This is a genomic window from Trichormus variabilis 0441 (assembly GCF_009856605.1).
Classification (GTDB): domain Bacteria; phylum Cyanobacteriota; class Cyanobacteriia; order Cyanobacteriales; family Nostocaceae; genus Trichormus; species Trichormus variabilis.
Genome location: NZ_CP047242.1, coordinates 4427699 through 4451189 on the forward strand (window position 1 = coordinate 4427699; position 23491 = coordinate 4451189).

The following is a 23491-nucleotide window of genomic DNA, read 5'->3' on the forward strand; positions in this document are numbered from 1 at the left end:
ACTGTTGCAAATTAGTTAAAGATTCTCTGCTGGTGTTGAGTGCCAGATTGCACTGTAACTTAAAATAGTGATGATTATTAAGTCAAAACCAGTGGACTGAAACATAGCGATCCATTTATGATAGATGATCGTGAGTTTTTTAAACAAACAGACCATGAGCGCTCAAGAAATCATCCGTTCCATAGAAGCGGAACAACTAAAATCTAATCTGCCCGAAATTTACATCGGTGATACCGTCAGAGTCGGTGTGAAGATTAAAGAAGGTGATAAATATCGTGTGCAACCCTATGAAGGCGTTGTTATCGCCAGACGCAACGGTGGTATTAACGAAACAATCACCGTCCGCCGCGTCTTCCAAGGCGTTGGTGTAGAACGGGTATTCCTACTGCACTCACCCCGGATTGACAACATCAAAGTACTACGTCGTGGTAAAGTAAGACGTGCTAAACTGTATTATCTACGTGGTCGCGTAGGTAAAGCCACCCGGATCAAGCAACGGTTCGACCGTTCTCTATAATTTTTGTTCAGGGTATGGGAGAAATCTCAGTGAATCGGCGGCATCTGCCGCTAGTTAACTCGACAAAACTATGGTAGAATGGTAACCTAGTTATGTTAAACTAAAAAAAGTTTGACACAAACTAAAATCAAGCCAGCTTGTGCGCTCTTAGTTCAGTTGGTAGAACGCAGGTCTCCAAAACCTGATGTCGGGGGTTCAAGTCCTCCAGGGCGCGCTCGAAAGTAAAAAACACAGCCCGAACCAGTGGTACAACTGCTAAGATAGCAGGAAGTGCTATTGATTTCGGGTGTAGTTGTTTTATACTCGCAGCTTTTTTGCTTCCAGTTAATTTTGATGGAATTGAAGCTGTCAACCTGGATGAAAATTAGCAGAGTTATAGCTGTATTGAGTAAAGACGGGGGATAAACGACCGTGGCCAAAAAAAATGAAGCAGAAATCGCAGAGACTTCTGGTGGGTTTAACTTTACCAACTTCTTCCAAGGAACAAAAGAAGAATTAGAGAAAGTAGTTTGGCCCAGTCGCAAGCAACTAATAAGTGAATCAGCAGCCGTGTTGCTTATGGTGACACTCTCCGCTTCCCTAATCTACTTAGTCGATGGATTGTTTGCTTGGGTAGCAAAGCAGGTATTCTGATGACTTCTGCGACAGACGAACCAACAAACTCGGCGTTGCAGTCAGAGGAAACAGCAGAAACAGCACTTACAGAAGCACGCTGGTATGCAGTACAAGTAGCCTCAGGCTGCGAAAAGCGGGTAAAAACAAATTTAGAGCAGCGCATTCAAACTTTTGATGTGGCGGAAAAAATTGTCCAGGTAGAAATTCCCCACACACCAGCAGTCAAAATCCGTAAGGATGGCAGCCGCCAACACACAGAAGAGAAAGTATTTCCTGGCTATGTGTTAGTGCGGATGGTGATGGATGATGATACCTGGCAGGTGGTACGTAATACATCCCATGTAATTAACTTTGTGGGAGCAGAACAAAAACGTGGTACAGGCAAAGGCCGCGGTCACGTTAAACCACTACCCCTAAGTCACTCAGAAGTAGAACGTATCTTTAAACAAACCACAGAACAAGAGCCAATTGTCAAAATTGACATGGCTAGTGGTGATAAGATAATCGTGCTTTCTGGCCCATTCAAGGACTTTGAAGGTGAGGTAATTGAGGTTAGTCCAGAACGGAGTAAACTAAAAGCCTTGCTATCGATCTTCGGGCGAGACACACCAGTAGAACTGGAATTTAATCAGGTAGAAAAACAGAGCTAAATAAAAAATGGCGAAGAAAGTAGTAGCGGTCATTAAATTGGCCCTGAATGCTGGAAAAGCCAACCCAGCACCCCCAGTTGGTCCCGCCTTGGGTCAACATGGTGTTAATATCATGATGTTCTGCAAAGAGTACAACGCCAAAACAGCCGACCAAGCTGGCATGGTGATTCCTGTAGAAATATCGGTTTATGAAGACCGGAGTTTCACATTTGTACTCAAAACCCCACCAGCATCTGTATTAATCCGTAAAGCCGCGAAAATTGAAAGAGGTTCCAACGAACCGAATAAGAAAAAAGTTGGCACAATTACCACAGCACAACTGCGAGAAATTGCCCAAACTAAACTACCTGACCTCAACGCTAACGACATAGATGCGGCAATGAAGATTGTGGCAGGAACCGCCAGAAATATGGGTGTTACAGTCACCGATTAGTTAAAAATTTCGAGTTAATAGTGATGGGTACAGTGACTAGCACTGATTACTCAAAACTTGCCACTCATAACTAAAATTTATCGGGGGAGAAGCCAAGCTTCGTAACCGACCCCAGGAGATAACAATGACAAAGAAAGTATCACGGCGCTTGCGAGAGTTGCAAGCAAAAGTTGAAGATAGAGAATACGGGCCTTTAGATGCTCTGAGCCTGTTGAAAGAGACAGCCACAGCAAAATTTGCCGAAGCTGCGGAAGCGCATATCCGCTTAGGTATTGATCCAAAATATACAGACCAACAATTACGGACGACAGTTGCATTACCAAAAGGTACAGGGCAAATTGTGCGAGTAGCCGTAATTGCTCGTGGGGAAAAAGTTACAGAAGCCTCTAACGCTGGTGCTGATGTATTTGGTTCGGAAGAACTGATTGACGAAATCCAAAAAGGCCGCATGGATTTTGACAAGTTGATTGCCACACCAGATGTCATGCCACAGGTAGCAAAACTTGGTAAGATGTTAGGCCCTCGCGGTTTAATGCCCTCACCAAAAGGTGGTACGGTGACATTTGACATAGCAAGTGCGATCGCTGAATTTAAAGCAGGTAAGCTAGAATTCCGGGCTGACCGTACAGGCATTGTTCATGTTATGTTTGGTAAGGCATCCTTCTCGCCAGAAGATTTATTGGTAAACCTGAAGGCGTTGCAAGAGACGATTGATCGTAACCGTCCTTCGGGAGCCAAAGGTCGCTACTGGCGCACATTTTATGTGTCTGCCACAATGGGGCCATCTATTAGAGTCGATATTAACGCTCTGAGAGATTATAAACTGACTGAAGCTGCATAATCGAGGTAATGGGTGATGGGTAATAGGTAATGGATACAATACTATTACCGATGACTAATAACCAAAACTAAATATGCAAAGCCGGAGACAGCAGGTGCTAACAGCTTAAATACCCTGCCGAGGTGAAAGCTCTCTTACTCAATGTGACGTGAAAAATAATGCGTCTCTTTAGTAATCAGAGTCTTGAGACTAAACCCCGGCTGAGATAGTCGGGGTTTATTGTTATACCCTGGTCAGAAAAAATCATCAAAAGAGCCATCGACGATTATTTTGAGGAGGTGAAACCGACATGGGTAGAACGTTAGAAAATAAAAAGGAAATTGTAGCTGACCTCAAAGAAACTTTGGGTGAGTCTACTTTGGCACTGGTAATTGAATACCAAGGGCTGACAGTTGCTGAAATTAGCGACTTACGGCGGCGGCTGCGTCCTAGTGGTACTGTCTGCAAAGTAACTAAAAATACTTTGATGGGTATTGCCATTCAAGATGATGAAAAATGGCAGCCTCTGTCGGAGTTGCTCAAAGGTTCTTCCGCATTTTTGCTAGTTAAAGAAGACTTTTCTTCTGCGATTAAAGCATACCAAGACTTCCAAAAAGTTACCAAGAAGACAGAACTTCGCGGTGGCGTAATGGAAGGGCGCTTGCTCAAAGAACCAGATGTCAAAGCTTTAGGAGACTTGCCATCCAAGGAACAACTCATGGGTCAAATTGCTGGAGCTATCAACGCTTTGGCTACCAAGATTGCTGTGGGTATCAACGAAGTTCCTGGTGGCTTGGCGCGGGCTTTGCAAGCTGTCGCTGACAAAGAAAATGGCGGCGATGATAGTGCTGCCTAATTAGTAGTTAGCTGTTGTTAGCAGTTAATAAAAATTACAACTGACAACTGACAACTGACAACGAACAAATAAATAAATCAACATTACGGGAGTTATATCAATGTCTGCTGCAACCGATCAAATTTTAGACCAATTAAAATCTCTGTCTCTGTTAGAAGCTGCTGAGTTAGTTAAGCAAATTGAAGAAGCTTTTGGCGTAAGTGCTGCTGCACCCGTTGGCGTAGCTGTGGCTGCTCCTGCGGCGGCGGCTGCTGCTGAACCAGTAGAAGAACAAACCGAGTTTGATGTCATTCTCGAATCTGTTCCTGCTGATAAGAAGATTGCAGTTCTGAAGATTGTCCGCGAAATCACTGGTCTAGGCTTGAAAGAAGCTAAAGACTTAGTAGAGGCTGCACCTAAAGCAGTTAAGGAAGCGATCGCTAAAGATGCGGCTGAAGATGCTAAGAAGCGGATTGAAGAAGCTGGCGGTAAGGTAACAATTAAGTAATTAAGCCATCAGGCATCCATTGCTTAAATATTCTTACTATAAAAAAAGGAGTCTAATTGGACTCCTTTTTTGTTGGCAATATAACAACATTAATAGGACTTACGCACTGAACCAAAAAACCCTTCTGAGGGTGGTCAACAGTCAACCCTCCGGGTACTATTCCCTTCGGGACGCTCCACGAACGAGAACTCCTTCGGAGAACGGCAGTTCGCATACCTATTCTGAAGGTGCGTTAGCTTGCGGCATAATACTAAATTGGGAAAGGAAGTATTAATTGAATAACTGAGGTCAAATTTGGCAAATCCAATCAAACCCAACCTTGCCATGAACAATTTGAGGGTGAGACATTAACCATTGACAACGAGAAATTAACACAGTTTCTAGTTCATCGAGAGTAGAAAACATCTGATTAGCAACAGCTTCACGTAGAAGCGACCAAACACACTCAGTCGGTTGGAGTTGAGGTGTATAAGCAGGCAGAGGAAACAGAATGATACCAGCTGGCAACATTAATTGTTTACTGGTATGCCAACCAGCTTGATCAACAAGCAAAACAATGATTTTGTGATGATGAGGATTGACTTCAGCGGCAAAAGCATCTAAAGCCATTTGCATGACAGCAATGTTGACTCTGGGTAAAATCAAGAAAAAACTCTCGCCAGTAGCTGGATGGACAAATCCATAAGTATAAAGCCATTGGTAACGAGTGCGATGCACAGCATTGGGACGATGACCTACTGGTGTCCAAACTCGACGGACGATGGGTTTGAGGCCTAATCGAGCTTCATCTTCTGCCCAAACTTCAACTGATTTGTGCGGATGGAGGAAACGTAACAATCGCACAAACTCCGTTAACTCAGTTTTAAACATCTGTCTTTGAACAAAAGTTGCCGCCTCAGTATGCAGAGGTCGTGGTTGTTGCAGACTAAATCCTAGCCTTTTGAGGTAATCCCAAGCTGTAGTGACATGGAGTGTAATTCCAAACTGTACTCGGATCAATTCCCCTACTTTTGGCGCACTCCATAACCCCCCATCTTCTGGTGGTGAAGCTAACCTTTGGCGCAACCACTGTTGTTGCTCGTTTGTGAGTGCAAGTTTTTTTCCTCCTGGTTTCAGTTTCTGTTGATTGATGATTCCGTTTGCTCCTAGCTTGTTGTATCGCCGCACGATTTTTCTCACCCAGTCCCCTGAGAATCCCACAATCTCTGCTACCTTTTGCGCTGACAACTGTGGTTGTTGATTGAGCAATTTAATCACTAACCATCGGGTTTTCTCTTGTGCATCTTCACATCGGCGATAACTTTGTTCTATTTCTTCTGTTGATAGATGCTCTGTTAGTTTTATCCTGGGACGTACCATTTTTCTAGCCTTTTTCCCTCTGCTTCAAATGATACTACCTTTCCCTATTCAGTATAAGACACCCTATCTGACAGAAAATGCTTCACTGAATCGGCGGGTTACTGGTTCCATAATGAAGGTCAAAATTGATTTTTTCCGAGTGACAATTTCACCACTTGCAGCCATTCCTGGTGTAAATGTCACATTTTGACCGCGAACGCTGACGAAGTGCTGATTTAATTTAATTCTGGTGGGAAAAACTAAGCCTAATTCTTTGTCTATGGTGGCGTTAGGACTGACTTGTGCAACTTCACCCTCAATTGTGCCGAATTCTTGGAAGGGGAAAGTTGCCATTTTTACTTTAGCTCTCATTCCTTTGCGAATAAACCCAATATCACGGTTGAGAACTTTCACTTCTAGGAGCATCTCTTCGCCTTCTGGCAAGATTGATAATAACTCTTCGCCTGACTGTACTGGCCCTTTGGTGGCTTTGATTTTATAAATTGTGCCAGCAACGGGAGCTTTGATGGTTTCACCGTCTGTTTGTTTTTTGGCTTGCTCCAATTGTCCAGAAACGTTGGTTAGTTCTTCTTTGCGCTTGTTCATTTCTGTCAGGATTTCACTTTGGCGCTCTGATACTACGCGTTGCGCTTGATTACGAGCAGCTTGATACGCTTGTTCGGCTTGGCGAATTTCTTGGTCTTGTGCAGAAATATCTTTTTCTAAAGATGTAACTTTATCTTCAGCCTCTGTTAAGCGATTTTGGGCGTTGATGACTTCATCTTTAGCCCTAGTAATATCTGTTTGAGCGCGAGTTAATCTTTCTCTCGCTTCTAGATAATCAACTCGCGGAACAGCCCCAGGAGTGATGAGGATACGTAGATTTTTCTCTCTACTTTGAGCAATTTCGAGGTTTTCTTCTACTTTGCTGCTGATGCTTCTAGCATTAAACAGGTTCGTTTTGGCATTGGCAACACTAGTTCTAGCATTGACTAAATTATCTTGTAACCGAATGAGACGAACTCTGGCTTGGTCAATGAGCGATCGCTGACGGCTGGCTTCTGCTTCGGCTGCGGCTTGGCGTGCTTGGTAGTCGCGGAGGCGAGATTTTAAAAGTTCATCTTGGATTGGTGTACCAGTGGTTTGTCCACCAATACGTTCTGCTTGCAAACGCTGGATGTCTTGTTGAATCAGTTTAGTTGATTGGGCTAGTCGGGTGACATCAGTTTGTTTGAGGTCTGGGTCGCGTTGAATTAAAACTTGATCTTTCGTGACGCGATCGCCTTCTTGAACTTTAATGGCTTTAATTGTGCCATCACCAAGGGATGTTACGGGTCTGACCTGGGCGGAGGCGATTAATTCCCCTTGTGCAACAGCTACTTCGTCTATTTCTGAGAGAGCAGCCCAAGCGATCGTCCCAAATACTACTAAACTAATGGTTCCTGCTAATAATCTAGTATAAAGTGGCGGTAATTCTTTAACTGCCTTACCTAGTTCATAAGATAGTTGGTCTTCTGGTCTAGCAAACTGTTGTTTTGTTTGACGAGCTTGAGGAGCATTAGCTAATAGAGAATATTTCATAAAGTTTTTGATTTGGGCTTGGTCAGTTGTCAGTTGTCAGTAGTTAGTGGTTGGTATGCAGTGACAATTAGCCACTGACCACTAACAACCGACTTATTCAAACAGCTAAATAACGCCTTAAGAAACTTTCCAAAGTTTCCAAGGGAAAGCTAAAGGTCTGCTCTAATTTAGCTATCTCATCTTTTCTACAGAAAAATTCATTGGACAGTAATGTGCGGAAAGTTCCTAAAGCCTGTTGTGCTTCGGGATTAATTAAACCCAAGACACTCCGCAATCCATCAATTACCAATAATGGTGAGTTAACCACTATTGGTTCTTTCTTAAAGATATGACTGAAAATTTGGGGAATGTCTTCACGTAATAGAATCTCAGGCCCCCCGACGGAAAAGATTTGATTACGAGCGTCTGGAACAGTCACTGAATCCACTACTATCCTTGCTAAATCATCTGTACTCACAATGGAGGTACGGTTTTTGGGGTCGCCAATTAGCAAATATAACCCTGTTTCCCGAAACCTTTCTGCTAAAGGTAGCAAGTTAGATGCTAATCCAGCCGGACGTAAAATGGTGTAGTTCAAGCCACTAGCTGCCAAATAATTTTCTACAGCTCGTTTGGCTTTAAATACGGGAGCGTCTTCATACCCCCGTTCGGCTCCTAATACGGAAATAAAAACAAAGTGCTGCACTCCGTTAGCTTTCGCTTGGTCGATCAATGTGATGTTAGCACGATAGTCGAGGGTGAGTGCATCGTTATCAGAGCCGTGGGCGCTGATAATATATTGAACACCTTGGCAAGCTTTTTCTATATCTTGTTCGCGCCGCAAATCACCGATAAAGATGTCGGCTCCTCGGTGTTCCAGTTCACCGTAACGCGAGGTAAGACGGACAAAACCTCGCACAGAATGATCGTGTTCGCGCAGGAGTCTTATCACTCTGCGGCCAATGTCTCCTGTTGCTCCAGTTACCAAAAACATAGTGATTAGGGATTGGGGATTGGGGATTGGGGACTGGGGACTGGGGATTGGGGATTGGGGGTTGGGGATTGGGGACTGGGGACTGGGGAAATTTTTCTCCCTACTCCCCCTGCTTCCCCTGCTTCCCCTGCTTCCCCTGCTTCCCCTACTCCCCCTGCTGTCTTCTTTCACCAGTCCCCCAGTATCTAATCTAAATTCTCAACTTTAAATTTCGACAATGACGGGAGTATGGTCGCTTGGTTGAGTTAATTTTCTGGGGGAGACATCAATAATGCAACTTTTTGCCTGTTCGTATAGTACTGGTGTGAGGTAGTGATGATCTATGCGCCAACCTTGGTTGCGGCGGAAAGAGGCTGCGCGATAATCCCACCAACTAAAGTGTCCGCCTTCGGTGGTGAATTTGCGAAAAGCATCAGCAAAGCCTAGTTCTAAAACATCTCGTAAAGCTTGGCGCTCGGCTGGGGATGCCATGATGTGATTTTCCGCTTTGACTTTTTCGTGAATGTCTTTGTCTTCTAAGGCAATATTAAAGTCACCACAGATGCAGATGGAGGGCTGTAATAGCAGAAGCGATCGCAGATACTCTTTCAATACAGTCAACCACCGTAGCTTATACTCATACTTTTCGCTGGCGATCGCTGAACCATTGGGAACATAAAGGTTAACAATCCGGACACCATCGATCACACCTGTGATTACTCGTTTCTGCTCGTCCCATATTGGTTCTATATCTGGCAAAATCGGTGTGAATCCCGTGGTCACATCTGTAAGCTGTTGCTGGCTAATTAAAGCTACGCCATTGTAAGCTTTCTGTCCTGATATATATGAGTGATAGCCCAAATTTTCAAAAGGCGATCGTGGAAAATCATGATCTATAACCTTTGTCTCTTGCAAACACAGAACATCAACGGGATTTTGTTTTAACCAATCCACAACTTGCTCTAGACGAGTGCGAATCGAGTTAACATTCCAAGTAGCGATTTTCATCAGTTAATTAACAGTATGTAAATGAATAATGACTATGACATCGATTTTTTTTATGATTATTTAATATTTATCAGATTCCTTCATTTTTTTGCCTTTTCTTGCAAGAGAAGTCTTTTAGAATTGATCCCAAACTATATTTTTAGTAGTTTTCGCTACAAAATCCTCCTTTTTGTCAGCTAGGCTACAAAATATTTTACTTGCTTATGATTCTTCAGACAGATGAACTCGGAAAATATAAGCTATATTCTAAAAGTAGTAGCCTAGTGCCTATGATTCAGGGTTTAAAATATATTCCTTAAGTTGTTACAGTATGCTCAACCTAATATTCTCCTTGAAAGTGTTCATTAGGTTAATTTAAATGTCAAAACAGGAAGTAATAATTTTATTCCTCATAAAATGATGTAAGTCTTAATTGTGGGGAGCATCTTACCGACTGAACCGAAACAATTTATGAAAATCGCTCAAGTTGCCCCCTTATGGGAACGAGTTCCACCTCCCAGTTATGGAGGTATTGAACTAGTAGTAAGTCACTTGACAAACGAACTAGTTCGTCGTGGTCATGAGGTAACATTATTTGCCTCTGGCGATTCTCAAACCTTGGCACATTTAGAAACAGTTTGTCCGCGTGCATTGCGCTTAGACAAAAATGTTCAAGACTATGCCGCTTATGAAACTTTAGAACTGAGCCAAGTTTACCAGAACGCGACGGAATTCGATATTATCCATTCTCATTTAGGGATTTCGGCTTTACCTTTAGCGAACTTGGTAAAAACCCCTACAGTACATACGCTGCATGGACATTTTACCAAAGATAACCAAAACGTCTTTAGTCATCATCATCAACAACCATACGTTAGTATTAGCAACGCCCAGCGTCAAATTCATCTCAACTATATAAAAACCGTTTATAACGGTATTGAGCCAAAAGATTATCCGTTCATTTCTCAACCAAAAGAGCCGCCATATCTAGCATTTTTAGGACGCTTTTCTCCAGAAAAAGGCCCACATCAGGCGATCGCGATCGCTAAGCAGAGTGGTTGGCGTTTAAAGATGGCAGGAAAAGTTGATATAGTAGATGCCAAGTTTTTTGAACAAGAGATTCTTCCTCATATAGATGGTCAGCAAATTGAATATTTAGGCGAAATTAACCATACAGAAAAAGCTGAACTACTAGGCAATGCTGCTGCTACTCTTTTTCCGATCAATTGGCAAGAACCTTTTGGTTTAGTGATGATTGAATCAATGGCAACTGGTACGCCAGTCATAGGGATGAATTTAGGTTCTGTACCTGAGGTGATCGACCAAGGCAAAACAGGTTTTATCTGCCGAACTTATGAAGAAATGATTCAGATGATAGCTGTTACCTTGGAATTAGATCGTCGAGATTGTAGAGAATCCGTAGTCAACAAATTTAGCGTTAGCCACATGGTTGATGGGTATGAAGCGGTATATCAACAAATTATCAAAGACCGCGTTAACTTAAACGGTTATATCCACACAGCTAAAATCCGATTTTAAACAACTTTTTTTACATTTTCAACAACATTTTTCTTTTAGGAGGACATTGGTATGAGTCTGCGAGCCAATAATTGCCCATGTTGCGGTGGTTCTCTCCTCCGCCATGTCCGTCACGGGGAACTATATTGGTTCTGCCTATCTTGCCGCCAAGAAGTCCCACTACTAACTAACAATAGTCGTTTACCGAATGTGGATACTCGCAATAATGGAGGAGTTGTCCAAACAACTGTGAGCGTCGAATAGGGAATAGGGAGGAGCCACTGCGTTGCAGGATTGATGACGACAGTCTGCTTAAGAGAGAAAACCTTTCTAGGCGACTGTCTTCCTGTTCATGCCTACTTAGTAAAAGGTATAGCTGGAGACTGGGGACTGGGTGAAAAATCCTGTTGTGTCTAGGTCGTATAATCTATCGATGTCCTAACACTACTGGCAACAGCTATATAACTGTTGATGGTTGAATGTTGACAGACTTGAAAGCCTTTTATTGTCAGGGTTTTATCTTAGCTTGATTTCCTAATCTATCTGGCTACAGCTATAAGATCACTGTAAAGCTAGTTTATTTTTTATATTATTGAATACAGGCAATTCATTCTGACTTACTGACTAGAGATTGGCAAAGTAATAATAAATTTTGTTCCCTTACCCAAAGTTGACAAGCACTTAATTTGTCCGTTGTGCTTATCGACAATAATTTGCTGGGTGATGGCTAATCCTAGTCCAGTTCCCTTACCTACGGCCTTAGTTGTAAAAGATGGCTCAAAAATTCTGTCTTGCACCTCAGGAGGTATACCAAGAGCATTATCTTCAATGCAAATTGTTACACTTGCTTGCTCCTGATCAACCGATGTATTAATTGTAATTGTATGAGGTTCAGAAGCCTTTATTTCTTGATCTGAAAATTTCTGATGGAGATCATCAAAGGCATCAATAGCGTTGGCAATAATGTTCATAAATACCTGGTTAAGCTGTCCAGGATAGCAAGTGATTGGTGGCAAAGTACCATATTCTTTGATCACCTCTATTTTTGGGCGATCGCTTTGGTCTTTCAGCCGATGTTTCAGTAACATTAAGGTGCTATTCATACCTTCATGAATTTGAAACTCTACTTTAGAGGAGATATCAGATCGGGCAAAGGTTCGCAGAGAAAGGCTGATATCCTTTAGCCGATCAATCCCTTGGTGCATGGATCCCAAAATTTTTGGTAAATCTTCTGCTAAATACTCTAAGTCAATTTCTTCAACTAGTTCTTCAATTTCCGGGTCCGAGTGTGATAATTTTTGCTGTTGGAGATGAACTAAACGAAGAATATCCTTGACATATTCCTCAATATGAGAGCAATTTCCACTAATAAAACCAATCGGGTTATTAATCTCATGACCTATACCAGCAACAAGTTGTCCAAGGGTGGACATTTTTTCACTTTGGATGAGTTGTATTTGGGTTTGCTTTAACTGTTGTAGAGATTGAGTCAATTCTGCTGTACGTTCTTGGACTTTTTGTTCCAGGGTGCGGGTGAGATGGGATATTTTCAGGTGTAACTTTAATCGAGCAATAACTTCTTCGTGTTGGAAGGGTTTGGTAATGTAGTCAACTGCACCAATTTCTAGTCCTTTGACTTTATCTGTAGCATCAGACAACGCTGTCATGAAAATGACCGGAGTATTCTGAGTGATGGGATTGGCTTTCAATCTACGGCAAGTTTCAAATCCATCAATACCCGGCATCATGACATCAAGGAGAATCAAATCAGGATGAGCATATTCTGTTTGTTCTAGCGCCGACTCTCCATCCGTCGCCATGAGTGCTTTCCAACCACATCCCTGAACTGCTTCTGATAAAACTTTCAGATTATTGGGGTTGTCATCTACTAAAAGGACATATGTTGGCTGTACAAGAGGTTCTGCGATCATGGATGCGACTCCGTTATAACGAATGATTTCAGGAACTGGCGAATTTTTGCGGTTTGGAAGTTGGTAGTGAGTTTACTCAACTCAGTGGCGAAGGGAGCTAGCTGACTATTATGCTGAATTAGCTCTCTAAGAATTCCCTCAATCGCTGGTATATCCCCCATCATGGCCAGATGATAGAGTTCTTGCAAAACATCCTGTGATGGCAAAACCAATTCAGTATGAGTTGTATGTTCTGGTTGAGGAGATAAAGACAAAGATGCAGATGGGGTATAAATCCACTCGACTTGGAGTACCGATCGCAGCGCATTGAATAGTTCATCAATTTGTAAAGGTTTCGGCAAAAACGCTGTTGCTCCAGCCTGCAAACTCCGTTGGCGATTTTCCTCGAATACGCTGGCACTAGAGACAATGATGGGGATAGAACTAGTTTGTGGATTCTCTTGTAGCTGAACCATTAGCTCAAAGCCATCCATATTAGGCATAGCTAAATCAAGCAGAATCAAATCCGGATGATGTTCATGTGCCATCTGTAGTCCTTGTTTGCCGTCGCTTGCTTCTAGGGTTTGACAGCCAATTTCTTGTAGCAGACTGTTCAACATAGAACGGTGGTTGTCATCATCATCGACAATCAAAATTTGCGGCGCGTTACCCTGAATACCAATGATTTTCTGGTGCGTTGGGGCGTAGGTCTGCCAATCATGGGCAATTGGCACTGGAAGTGTCAAATCCAACCAGAAGATACTTCCTTCACCCAGGCGACTCTGTACCTGAATTTGGCTACCCATTAATTCGGCAATTCTTTGACTGATGGCTAATCCTAAACCAGTACCTTCAGATTGCCGTCTGTAATCACCTACTTGCTCAAAAGCCAAGAAGATTTTCTCTAGCTGCTCTGGGGACATACCCACGCCTGTATCTTCAATCTGGAAACGAAGTTTGGCAACAGAGGATTGTTGATTATCCTGATCTTGAGTGTCTAGTAACTCTACTTTAAAAGCCACCTCGCCGCTATCCGTAAATTTGACAGCATTACCTAGTAAATTGATCAACACTTGCCTTAGGCGTTTTTCATCCACCTCTATGACTGTTGGTAGGCGATCGCCCACGGAGACTTTAAATGCAATCCCCTTTTGCGCTGCTCGGATACTACAAATCTCGCTCACACCATGTAAGAAAGTTAGCAGATGTACATTAGCCTCCACCAACTCTAATTTACGAGCTTCAATTTTTGACAAGTCAAGAATGTCATTAATCAGTAGCAAAAGATGTGAGCCACATTGGTGAATAATGTTCACTCCCTCTAAGTCTTTCTCTTTCAGATTCGGTGATACCTCTAGCACCTGAGCAAAACCAAGGATGCCATTCAGTGGTGTGCGTAGTTCGTGGCTCATATTTGCCAGAAACTCACTTTTAGCTTGGTTAGCAGCGTCGGCAGCTTGCTTGGCTTCCAGTAGTTCATGAGTCCGTTCTTGGACTTTTAACTCTAGGGTTTTGGAATAATCTAAAAGTTGGCTATTGGCAATTTCTAATTGCTGATTTGCTTCTTCTAACTTCTGCTGTTTATAGGCATTAGTTGTGGCAATCACACTAACGATGAAAGCGGCTAAGGGGGGTGTGACCGGAATCAAAACACCATGCAGAAACATTCCATAGCCACCTCCCAGAAATGCCCCACTGATGGATGTGGTTGTCCAAAGAATTTTTCCGCCTGGAATCCTTCGTCCACTGCGTGCGCTAGCTAACAACCAACTACCGCTAGAACCGATCACAGACCATAAAATAATCCAGCCCGCCATAGACAATCCAGAAACACCACGTAGATTCGCTTTCCCTGTTCTTGCCCCTCGTACCAGTTGATGAGCAATATTGGCATGGATCACAACACCTGGTGTAGGTTTTTGAGCAGACATCAAGGAGGAGCTAAAAGGTGTACTAAAGAAATCGTTGGTACTGGCAGCAGTTGAACCGATAAAAACCATGCGATCGCGCATCAGTTCTGGAGGAATTTTCCCTGCCAACACATGGCGCATGGTAACTGTGCGAAAGGCTGCTTCTGAGCCGTACCAGTTAAGTAAAATTTGATACCCACCTAAGTCAGAATCCGTATAACCCGCACTTAAATTTTGTAGTGGTAAGTGTATTTGCTTACCCAAGCGAAACTTCTGCTGTTTGGCATCAACTGATTCTAAGGTGATTTTTTCGGCTTCTAGGTATTTGAGCGCTACAAGAGTTGCTAGTCCGGCTTTGATTTTACCTTCTTCTTGGGTATCGACCGCAGTCAAGAGGGCGCGACGCACATGGCGATCGCCATCCAACACCAAATCAGCTAATCCTATTTGGTCATTTTTTTTCAGTGCAGGTGGCGGATTGACACGCTCACCAGTGATTTTCTCAACTCCAATCAAATTGGGCGTAGTATGGAAAACTTCCACGAGTTGTTCATGGCCTTTACCTTCTGGTAAATCCCGATACAGATCCAAGCCAATGGCACGGGGTTGTTGCGATCGGATTTTTTCTAGTAACTCTGCCAGTGAGCTATCTGGAATCGGCCATTTACCAACTGATTGGATATCCCGCTCATCAATTGTGACAATGATGATTTCGTCAGCTATTGTATTGTGGGAACACACCAGAAGGGTATTTGCTTCACACGAACGCAGTCGCACCCATTCATCACGAAGTTTCCACTCAAGCAAATTGAAAATTCCTAACGATTGTCCGACAATAATCGTTAAGGCAACACTAGGCGTAATAATCAAGACAGTGCGAGTGCGCTGGATGAAAGCTTGGAATTTGCGCCACATAGTTCCGTCACACGCTTTAATTAAAATTGATGAGCATTGGGGATTAGGGATTGGGTTTGAGGAATAAATTTTTCTGGTTCCCAATCCCTAATCTTGATTAATTAGCAGATGCTAATAACGGAGCTTTAACAATCTCCTTCAAGCTAACTGAAGAAAGGAGTTCTTCCCATTGCTTGACGATAGTTGCATTATTGGGTTGAGATGTGTGCAGGGTAGCCAGTGTTTCTACACAGTCATACCAAACGCCAGATTTACCGAAAGCAGTTGCCAACTTCAACGCATCCCTCTGCTGCATTGCTGTTGCCAGTTCAGCAGTGGGTTGGATGCGCTGAATCCAACCATCAACGTAAGGTGTACTAGGATTGAGTTTTCCATCTACCTTCAGTGCCAGAAACCACTGATAGTTCTTCCCTACGGCTAAAGCTGGTGCGTCTGCTGGTAATCTTACTCCCATAACCCCAGCTTTCCCAGAAACAGGAATGGTTGTTTGATACTGCGTATTGCCGGCTTCATCCTTGAGACTGAAGACAGCCTCTTCTGCATTAGTAGTAGGTATATACACCATAATGGTGGGACGCTCAGATACCGTGGTGCCGTAGAAGCTTTGGGGTAAGAGTGCAATTAGGGCTGCTGGACCTGCCGCTCCCACAATTGAAGGATTCAAGTAGTAAGTACCAACGCGAGAAGCTCCTCCACTTGCCTCTTGAGGTGCGCCTTTGTCAGAAGCGGGAGTAAAGAGGTTGCCTCTGGAAGCTCCTCCACTTGCTTGTCTAGGAGCAGCATTGCGAGAATTGGGAGTAAAGAGATTACCTCTGGAAGCTCCTCCACTTGCGTGCCTGGGAGCGGCATTGCGAGAATTGGGAGTAAAGAGATTACCTCTGGAAGCTCCTCCAGTTGCTTGTCTAGGAGCGGCATTGCGAGAATTGGGAGTAAAGAGATTACCTCTGGAAGCTCCTCCAGTTGCTTGTCTAGGAGCGGCATTGCGAGAATTGGGAGTAAAGAGGTTGCCTCTGGAAGCTCCTCCAGTTGCTTGTCTAGGAGCGCCGCTATCGATTGGTGGGGTAAAGGTTATACCGTAGGCACTATTCCACATACCGCTAGTCATTAGAGCAATCAAGCCTAATGTACTAGCTAAATATCCAAGTCTCATGATTCTATCCCTTGTTTGATGAAAGGTAATACTAAGTAGATTTATTCTGATTGCGGGAAGAAGCGTGTAAGGTCTCTTTGGCTACTGATCAAAGTGAAGAATAGCTGATACCAATATAAACCAACTCTGGCTAAATATAGGTAAAAGATATTGCGAAGATTTTAATTTATAACCGTATTATTACTGAATTAAAGCCAGTTACCAACCAGAACGAAAGCAGACCAAAAGAAAGGATCTTGGAAATCAGTTTGATGAATCAGGTTGATTTGGGCTTGCCTCAATGCTTCGGCTTTGGTGATTTTTGGCTTTCGTAGTTGGTCATAGAAGCGCGTCATCAGCATTTCAGCAGCTTTATCTTTGACAGGCCAGAGGGTGGCAATAGTTGAGCGAGCGCCGGATTTGACCGCTAAGCCTGCCAGTCCCAGAACGGCGCGATCATCTCCAGTTGCAGTATCGCAGGCACTTAGTACCAATAATTCGATCGCTTTTGATGAATCACCACTACGATTCTTGAGTAGTTCAGACAACTCTTTGACATTTACTTGTCCATCCCAAGTCAATAAAAAAGTATCTTCGATACGGGAGCTGAACTGTCCGTGGGTAGCGAGGTGAACGACATCGGCATAGCTAGACTTGATACGATCTGCTAGGGCTTGACTGGTGAATTTCTGGTTCAATAGCATAGAAGAAGCTATTGTCTGAGAGATTTGCTTCACTTCTGATTCCACGGCAGGTAAGGCAGCAAAACCAGAGCGGGATTCGCTAATACCACCGATGATTGCCTTAATTTTGTTTTGCTCCAGGGATTGAGCAGCTATTAATTGCAACCCTGGTGAGAGAGCCACTGCATATTTCTCGATCAGATATTGGTGTCCATCGAACAGAGCAGCTATTGGTATATTCCGCAACTTGCCATCTAAAACAAATACTAGTGTTTTAGTATTTTTAAATGCTTGTTCTGCTTCTGCCGGACGAATCAGCCAATCATACACTTGTTGAGACAATCGCACCCTGTCTTGGGAATTGGAAACAGGGTTGAGGGCTACTAACAAATTATCAAGAGTTTGTTCGATATCAGCTTGAGATTTACGGGTTACATAGTAACGCAGAGGCTGTCCAGCTTGGGAGAGAATCACCGCTAGGCGATCGCTGAGAATAATCGGATAAATAACCGTCGCGGTTGGGTCAACTTTGTCAATTTGCTGGGCTTTATCTAAGCAAGCTTCGCGGAAAAAGTTATCAAGTTCAGCAATTTGTAACGATTCGATCAATTCACGAGCCTGCATTAAAGCAGTCTGGGTTGGTTGTTCTTCTAGAAGTAGACCTACTAACTCCCGATAGACAGGCTCTACACTTTCGCGGAAAGAAAATTGAACCTCCGGGTTCACTGCAACCATATCTCCCCGCAATGCTTTTAATGACTTAACTGCTTCCGTATAAGCTGTAATCGCTTTTGGGCGATCGCCCTGTTGCTTAAACAACTGTCCTACTTGCCATGCTGATTGAGCGATGATGTCGTCAGCTTGGAGTTGACGGGCAATATTGAGGGATTGTTGGGCTACTTCCTTGGCTTCCGTCCACTGCTTTGTCCGACGGTAGAGTTGCCCCCACTGATACAGTGCATAAGCTTGGGCTGGAGAATCTTCAATCTGTTGTGCAGACTTAACAGTCAATGCCATCAGTTGTGCCAAATCTTTAATTGGTAAAACTTGGTCAGGTTTTTCCAAGCGATTCAATGTAGCCACAAAATTAATGGCTGCGTAGAGTGAGCTATGGCTGGGTGGTAGTTCTGATAACTGTTGTTGTAATTGAGGTGCTAGGGGAACTGCATATTCTAGTTTGTCGTAATCTATCAATAATTTGAACCGAGCTAAACGCGCTTGCAAGGATTCATTTGGATTGGTGGCTACTTTTTCTGCGTCTTCAAAGTAATTTAATGCCACTTCTGGATCTTGGAAGTCAGAGGCAACTTTCCCCAGACTCGCAAGAATAGAACTTAAATGAGTTTTAGCGTCGATTTTATTGGCGGTGGCTAAACTTTGTTCTAAAATTAGCTGACTTTTATTATCACCGATCGCGTGCAACGTTAAACCTAGCGATCGCAACCCACTCACTTTAACTTCCGAATCTGGCATTTCTTGTAGCTTTTGCGTTAATATCTCCAATTGTTGTTTCGAGCGGCGATAAAATCCCAAGCTTTGTAAGGCTTGTGCTTGATTGATTTGACTACCCAAGCTGCCCACATTGTCGCCTGCTTGTTCATAATATTTTTGAGCTTGTTGCCAAATTTCCAGCGCGTTTTCCGCTTTGCCAGTACGTAATTGTAAATTTGCCTGAGTATTTAATATCTGCGCCCAGATAATCGCATCAACAGAAGGTTGAGCCGTTTGCAGAATTTTCACACTTTGCTCGATAGATTGTCTGGCGATGTCCCACTGATTGAGTTCCTGTTGTGCTAATGATAAGTAACTCAAGCTGAGAGCTTCATTAGTGCGATCGCCTTGGATATGATATCTCTGTGCAGCCGTTTGCCATGTTGTAGCAGCTTCCGCAAAACGTCCTGCATGGTAGAGGTTTCGTCCTTGTTCTAACCCGTTGGTAGTTTGAGGAGTGGATAATGACACATTGAGAGTTGTCTGTAACGGTATGGATGCTTTTGCAGGAGTGATGGTTACCGCTAAACAAAAGCTCAGAATACTTAAGCACAGATAAAGCCAAGGATTTTTTTTGATGGGAAAAATCATAAAAATTACTGATAAATTTGCTGTTTAGAGGTTTCCATAAAACGATTCATCTTGCATACTTATATTGCCCAGGTATAGCTGTGAACTATCAATGGAGACCTGATTTTACCTTTGTGTATCTATTCAAATCCTTGTGGGGAGTACAAAATTCAAAATTAATCACCCCATGAATCAATCTGGAGTCTTGCATCCTACTTTATTTTTGGTCAATTACTTCCATTTTGAGAAACAACACTACAGGTTAATGGTTGGTGTGAATAGGCAAAATACTCATCTGCGATCAACTCAATTTTGCTGTCAGCCTTACGATGTCGAGAATTAGCCTGGATAAAGATGTCTGGTCATGCTAGGTGCTTGAGTCGTTAGCTCATCGGTGTTCCGGTATGCAGAGATATAGCCGTAGCCAGATAGATTAGGAAATCAAGCAATGACTTTTTGATAACTCCTTAAATGATTGACATCTATCTATTGGATTAAATCTCTATAAAAATGTAAACAAGCGAAATATTGAACGCTTTTATACTCATAAGTTAACCCTTCTTTCTACTAACAAAGTGGTAATAAATGATAAAGCTAAACATCGGTTTTTATTATTCTATTTAAATTAGAAAAAGATTGACAAATATAATTTCTCGGTTTTCATATAAGGTATTGATAATTACAATGTAACTTTATGTTAGATAATACTTCAGTAGAAACAAATGTTCAATCAAAGTAATTCTTAAGAATGATGAACAGATGAGTTGAAATTTGGAATTATGGCAACAGCATCGCCACAAAATATGAGGTAAAAATATATGCGATTACCAGAAATTCAAACGATAGAAAATACACTCGATGATATTAATCGTCAAATTCCCGACAAAGCTGAATCTATCACTTCGGTAGGAAGAGATAATAAAATCAATGATCCAGATTTATCATATAAGCGATTGCTTTACGGCTTGGCTTTGGTAATATTAGCGGCTTTCCTATTTGTTGCTGCCATTTACTACGGAGTTATCAACCCTTAAGCTATTTTCACCTGGAACCAATTAGTTAGTTTGCACAGCAGACTTTGTTGAGAATAGTGCAATATATTTAGTTAACCAGTCTCATCAATAAGGCAGTATTTAAGCATGATATCTGATGGAATCATCTGTAATTTGCAGCGTAATATTTTTTATCAAAAAGTACAGATTTTGCTAAATACCAAGCTCATCCTATAAGAGAAATTATATGGACTAAATCGAGCATCAGAGATGTGTAGAAGACTACAAACTCATTTAATAATGAGAATCCATCTTTAGTTAGATGGTAGCAGTGGTAATTAATTGGTTGATTAATTCTAGGTTCATGAATTGCACCATTCTGCCTCAGAATGTAAGTTCAAAAATTAGCGTGTTTAATCCTAATAATTGCTGGCTTTGGCTATTAGTATTGACCATCATCTGTAGGCTGAAAGGATGTTGATTCAATTGAAAAAATTTGCTGGCTCATGAGAACTAGCAACTTGGATTAGCGTTTCAGGAGGATATGACTAGAATACATGGCTACAAAATATCCTAAATTTAGCCGGGATCTGGCTCAAGATCCGACTACGCGTCGAATTTGGTATGCGATCGCCACGGGAAATGATTTTGAAAGTCATGATGGCATAACTGAGGAAAATCTCTACCAAAAGATTTTCGCTACTCACTTCGGTCATGTCGCCATCATTTTCTTGTGGGCATCAAGTCTTCTGTTCCACGTCGCCTGGCAAGGTAACTTTGAACAGTGGATAAAAGATCCACTCCATATTCGCCCCATTGCCCATGCCATTTGGGACCCCCATTTTGGTGAACCAGCCATAGAGGCTTTTAGCCAAGGTGGTGCTAACTATCCCGTAAATATTGCTTACTCTGGTGTTTATCACTGGTGGTATACCATCGGGATGCGGACGAATAACGACCTTTACCAAGGTTCTATTTTCCTGTTGCTTTTAGCAGCCTTATTTTTATTCGCAGGTTGGCTACACTTGCAACCCAAATTTCGTCCTAGCTTGACTTGGTTTAAGAGTGCTGAACCTCGTCTGAATCACCACTTAGCTGGTTTGTTTGGTGTTAGTTCCTTGGCTTGGGCCGGTCACTTGATTCACGTCGCCATCCCCGAATCTCGTGGGGTTCATGTGGGTTGGAGAAACTTTCTGACTACTTTGCCTCACCCAGCAGGTTTAACACCATTCTGGATGGGTAACTGGGGTGTGTATGCCGAAAATGCAGATACGACCGGGCATATTTTCGGCACATCCCAAGGTGCAGGAACCGCTATTTTGACTTTTTTGGGTGGTTTCCATCCCCAAACTGAATCGCTGTGGTTGACTGATATGGCGCATCACCATCTAGCGATCGCTGTTATCTTTATCATTGCCGGGCATATGTACCGGACTAACTTTGGCATTGGTCACAGCATCAAAGAGATGCTGAACGCCAGACAATTCTTTGGTATCCGTACTGAAGGACAGTTCAACTTACCCCATCAAGGGTTATACGACACTTATAACAACTCCTTGCACTTCCAATTATCCATACACTTGGCAGCGTTAGGGACTGCGTTGTCGTTAGTGGCGCAACATATGTACTCGCTGCCGCCTTACGCCTTTATAGCAAAGGACTTTACAACACAGGCGGCGCTATATACCCATCACCAGTACATTGCTGGGTTCTTGATGGTTGGCGCGTTTGCCCATGCTGGTATTTTCTGGGTACGAGACTACGACCCAGAACAAAATCAAGGTAACGTCCTTGACCGTGTACTGAAGCATAAAGAAGCGATTATCTCTCACCTAAGTTGGGTGTCGCTTTTCTTAGGCTTCCATACTCTAGGACTATACGTTCACAACGATGTTGTAGTTGCCTTTGGCACTCCAGAAAAGCAAATTTTGATTGAGCCGGTGTTTGCTCAATTCATCCAAGCTGCTCATGGCAAACTGCTTTATGGGATGGATACTTTATTATCTAACCCAGATAGTATTGCTTATACAGCTTGGCCAAACCACGCTAACGTCTGGTTGCCAAACTGGCTAGAGGCGATTAACTCCGGCACTAACTCTTTATTCTTGACCATTGGCCCTGGTGATTTCTTGGTACACCATGCGATCGCTCTCGGTTTGCATACCACCACCTTGATTTGTGTTAAGGGTGCGTTGGATGCCCGTGGTACTAAGCTGATGCCCGATAAGAAAGACTTCGGCTTCACCTTCCCCTGTGATGGGCCTGGCCGTGGTGGTACTTGCCAAACCTCCTCTTGGGAACAGTCTTTCTATCTGGCTCTCTTCTGGATGTTGAATCTCCTGGGCTGGGTAACTTTCTACTGGCATTGGAAGCATCTTGGGGTTTGGCAAGGTAACGTTGCTCAGTTCAACGAAAACTCCACATACCTGATGGGTTGGTTCCGTGATTACCTCTGGGCTAATTCGGCTCAGTTAATTAACGGTTACAATCCCTACGGCACAAATAATTTGTCTGTCTGGGCTTGGATGTTCCTGTTTGGACATTTAGTTTGGGCTACCGGTTTCATGTTCCTGATTAGCTGGCGTGGGTACTGGCAAGAGTTAATTGAAACTCTAGTTTGGGCGCACGAGCGCACGCCCCTAGCTAACTTAGTTCGTTGGAAAGATAAGCCAGTGGCTCTATCTATTGTGCAAGGTTGGTTAGTCGGTTTAGCTCACTTTACCGTTGGTTACATCCTTACCTATGCAGCATTCCTTATAGCCTCAACGGCTGGTAAATTTGGTTAAAAAATTTTGATATCCTTTGACCTTAGCCATTGTCCCCCTTGATACCGTTAGGTGAAAGGGGGATTTTTTTCTAAAATTTGGCTTCAATTTCTCAAGGCACTAGACGCAATCTTCCTTGCACTTCAACACTGGGAAAATTCGGATCAAAAGTCAGGTTTTCTAGCTTTCCGTCCTTGAGAATGACAAAAGTATCCTCGACGTTAGCGCCTGTTAGACTGGGGTTCCAGGCGATCGCATCTTCATCCTGATATATCAATCTCTCGTTGAATCAAATTTTGGCAATTGGGTAGCGACTATATAAAGTCAACTGCTGCTGAAAGCGCCAGCGCTTGGCTATCCCAGTCCAGAGAG

At 43.0% G+C, this 23491-nt stretch carries 20 protein-coding genes, 1 tRNA gene and 1 other annotated feature; of the genes, 12 read left to right on the forward strand and 9 right to left on the reverse strand.

What is annotated here, in order from left to right; genetic code table 11:
- Window positions 1–154 precede the first annotated feature (154 nt).
- From rplS to rplL, 8 genes are all read left to right on the forward strand, one after another.
- Entirely contained in the window at window positions 155–517 is a 363-nt protein-coding gene (gene rplS / locus GSQ19_RS18115) for a 50S ribosomal protein L19 (RefSeq protein ID WP_041456214.1), read from the forward strand.
- Between the two features lie 141 nt (window positions 518–658).
- Window positions 659–731, forward strand: a tRNA-Trp gene (locus tag GSQ19_RS18120).
- Window positions 732–928: 197 nt separating this feature from the next.
- A complete protein-coding gene (gene secE / locus GSQ19_RS18125; protein WP_010999422.1) occupies window positions 929–1150 on the forward strand; it encodes a preprotein translocase subunit SecE in 222 nt (73 codons plus the stop codon).
- Window positions 1150–1782: a transcription termination/antitermination protein NusG gene (gene nusG / locus GSQ19_RS18130; protein WP_011319321.1), complete on the forward strand. Its 633-nt coding sequence runs from the start codon at window positions 1150–1152 to the stop codon at window positions 1780–1782. The genes secE and nusG overlap by 1 nt, the downstream gene beginning before the upstream one ends.
- 7 nt (window positions 1783–1789) lie before the next feature.
- Window positions 1790–2215: a 50S ribosomal protein L11 gene (gene rplK, locus GSQ19_RS18135; RefSeq protein WP_010999424.1), complete on the forward strand. Its 426-nt coding sequence runs from the start codon at window positions 1790–1792 to the stop codon at window positions 2213–2215.
- A 124-nt stretch (window positions 2216–2339) separates the two neighbouring features.
- Entirely contained in the window at window positions 2340–3056 is a 717-nt protein-coding gene (gene rplA / locus GSQ19_RS18140; RefSeq protein ID WP_011319322.1) for a 50S ribosomal protein L1, read from the forward strand.
- Between the two features lie 63 nt (window positions 3057–3119).
- Window positions 3120–3286, forward strand: a sequence feature (ribosomal protein L10 leader region).
- A gap of 59 nt (window positions 3287–3345) precedes the next feature.
- Complete coding sequence (rplJ, locus tag GSQ19_RS18145; protein ID WP_011319323.1) at window positions 3346–3891, forward strand: 50S ribosomal protein L10; 546 nt, start codon at window positions 3346–3348, stop codon at window positions 3889–3891.
- A gap of 100 nt (window positions 3892–3991) precedes the next feature.
- Window positions 3992–4378: a 50S ribosomal protein L7/L12 gene (rplL, locus tag GSQ19_RS18150; protein ID WP_011319324.1), complete on the forward strand. Its 387-nt coding sequence runs from the start codon at window positions 3992–3994 to the stop codon at window positions 4376–4378.
- A 288-nt stretch (window positions 4379–4666) separates the two neighbouring features.
- Here the strand turns inward: rplL and GSQ19_RS18155 are convergent, their stop codons facing one another.
- The 4 genes from GSQ19_RS18155 to xth form a co-directional block, all read right to left on the reverse strand.
- Window positions 4667–5737, reverse strand: coding sequence for an IS630-like element ISAva6 family transposase (locus tag GSQ19_RS18155; RefSeq protein ID WP_011316335.1), 1071 nt, complete (start codon window positions 5735–5737; stop codon window positions 4667–4669).
- A 63-nt stretch (window positions 5738–5800) separates the two neighbouring features.
- A complete protein-coding gene (locus tag GSQ19_RS18160) occupies window positions 5801–7297 on the reverse strand; it encodes a beta-barrel domain-containing protein (RefSeq protein ID WP_011319325.1) in 1497 nt (498 codons plus the stop codon).
- Between the two features lie 97 nt (window positions 7298–7394).
- On the reverse strand, window positions 7395–8270 hold the full coding sequence (locus tag GSQ19_RS18165) for an SDR family oxidoreductase (protein ID WP_011319326.1): 876 nt from the start codon (window positions 8268–8270) through the stop codon (window positions 7395–7397).
- A gap of 204 nt (window positions 8271–8474) precedes the next feature.
- A complete protein-coding gene (xth, locus tag GSQ19_RS18170; RefSeq protein WP_011319327.1) occupies window positions 8475–9257 on the reverse strand; it encodes an exodeoxyribonuclease III in 783 nt (260 codons plus the stop codon).
- Window positions 9258–9707: 450 nt separating this feature from the next.
- Between xth and GSQ19_RS18175 the strand changes: the two genes are divergently transcribed.
- Window positions 9708–10775: a glycosyltransferase family 4 protein gene (locus GSQ19_RS18175; protein WP_011319328.1), complete on the forward strand. Its 1068-nt coding sequence runs from the start codon at window positions 9708–9710 to the stop codon at window positions 10773–10775.
- A gap of 51 nt (window positions 10776–10826) precedes the next feature.
- Window positions 10827–11018, forward strand: a complete 192-nt coding sequence (locus GSQ19_RS18180) for a hypothetical protein (protein WP_011319329.1) — start codon at window positions 10827–10829, stop codon at window positions 11016–11018.
- A 353-nt stretch (window positions 11019–11371) separates the two neighbouring features.
- Here GSQ19_RS18180 and GSQ19_RS18185 read toward each other — a convergent pair whose 3' ends face one another.
- The 4 genes from GSQ19_RS18185 to GSQ19_RS18200 all read right to left on the reverse strand — a co-directional run bounded on the left by GSQ19_RS18185 (window position 11372) and on the right by GSQ19_RS18200 (window position 19383).
- Window positions 11372–12685 carry a hybrid sensor histidine kinase/response regulator gene (locus GSQ19_RS18185; RefSeq protein ID WP_011319330.1) on the reverse strand — a complete coding sequence of 438 codons (1314 nt, stop codon included), beginning with the start codon at window positions 12683–12685 and terminating at the stop codon, window positions 11372–11374.
- Window positions 12682–15489 (reverse strand): CHASE2 domain-containing protein, encoded by a 2808-nt coding sequence (locus tag GSQ19_RS18190; RefSeq protein ID WP_011319331.1) that lies wholly within the window; start codon window positions 15487–15489, stop codon window positions 12682–12684. Before GSQ19_RS18190 ends, GSQ19_RS18185 begins: the two co-directional genes overlap by 4 nt.
- A gap of 97 nt (window positions 15490–15586) precedes the next feature.
- Entirely contained in the window at window positions 15587–16639 is a 1053-nt protein-coding gene (locus GSQ19_RS18195; protein WP_011319332.1) for a DUF928 domain-containing protein, read from the reverse strand.
- A 188-nt stretch (window positions 16640–16827) separates the two neighbouring features.
- Window positions 16828–19383, reverse strand: a complete 2556-nt coding sequence (locus tag GSQ19_RS18200) for a CHAT domain-containing protein (RefSeq protein WP_011319333.1) — start codon at window positions 19381–19383, stop codon at window positions 16828–16830.
- 797 nt (window positions 19384–20180) lie between these two features.
- Between GSQ19_RS18200 and GSQ19_RS18205 the strand changes: the two genes are divergently transcribed.
- Window positions 20181–20396: a hypothetical protein gene (locus GSQ19_RS18205; RefSeq protein WP_011319334.1), complete on the forward strand. Its 216-nt coding sequence runs from the start codon at window positions 20181–20183 to the stop codon at window positions 20394–20396.
- A 515-nt stretch (window positions 20397–20911) separates the two neighbouring features.
- A complete protein-coding gene (gene psaB / locus GSQ19_RS18210; RefSeq protein ID WP_011319335.1) occupies window positions 20912–23140 on the forward strand; it encodes a photosystem I core protein PsaB in 2229 nt (742 codons plus the stop codon).
- Between the two features lie 91 nt (window positions 23141–23231).
- Here psaB and GSQ19_RS18215 read toward each other — a convergent pair whose 3' ends face one another.
- Window positions 23232–23396, reverse strand: a complete 165-nt coding sequence (locus GSQ19_RS18215) for a hypothetical protein (protein WP_224311900.1) — start codon at window positions 23394–23396, stop codon at window positions 23232–23234.
- Window positions 23397–23491 lie beyond the last annotated feature (95 nt).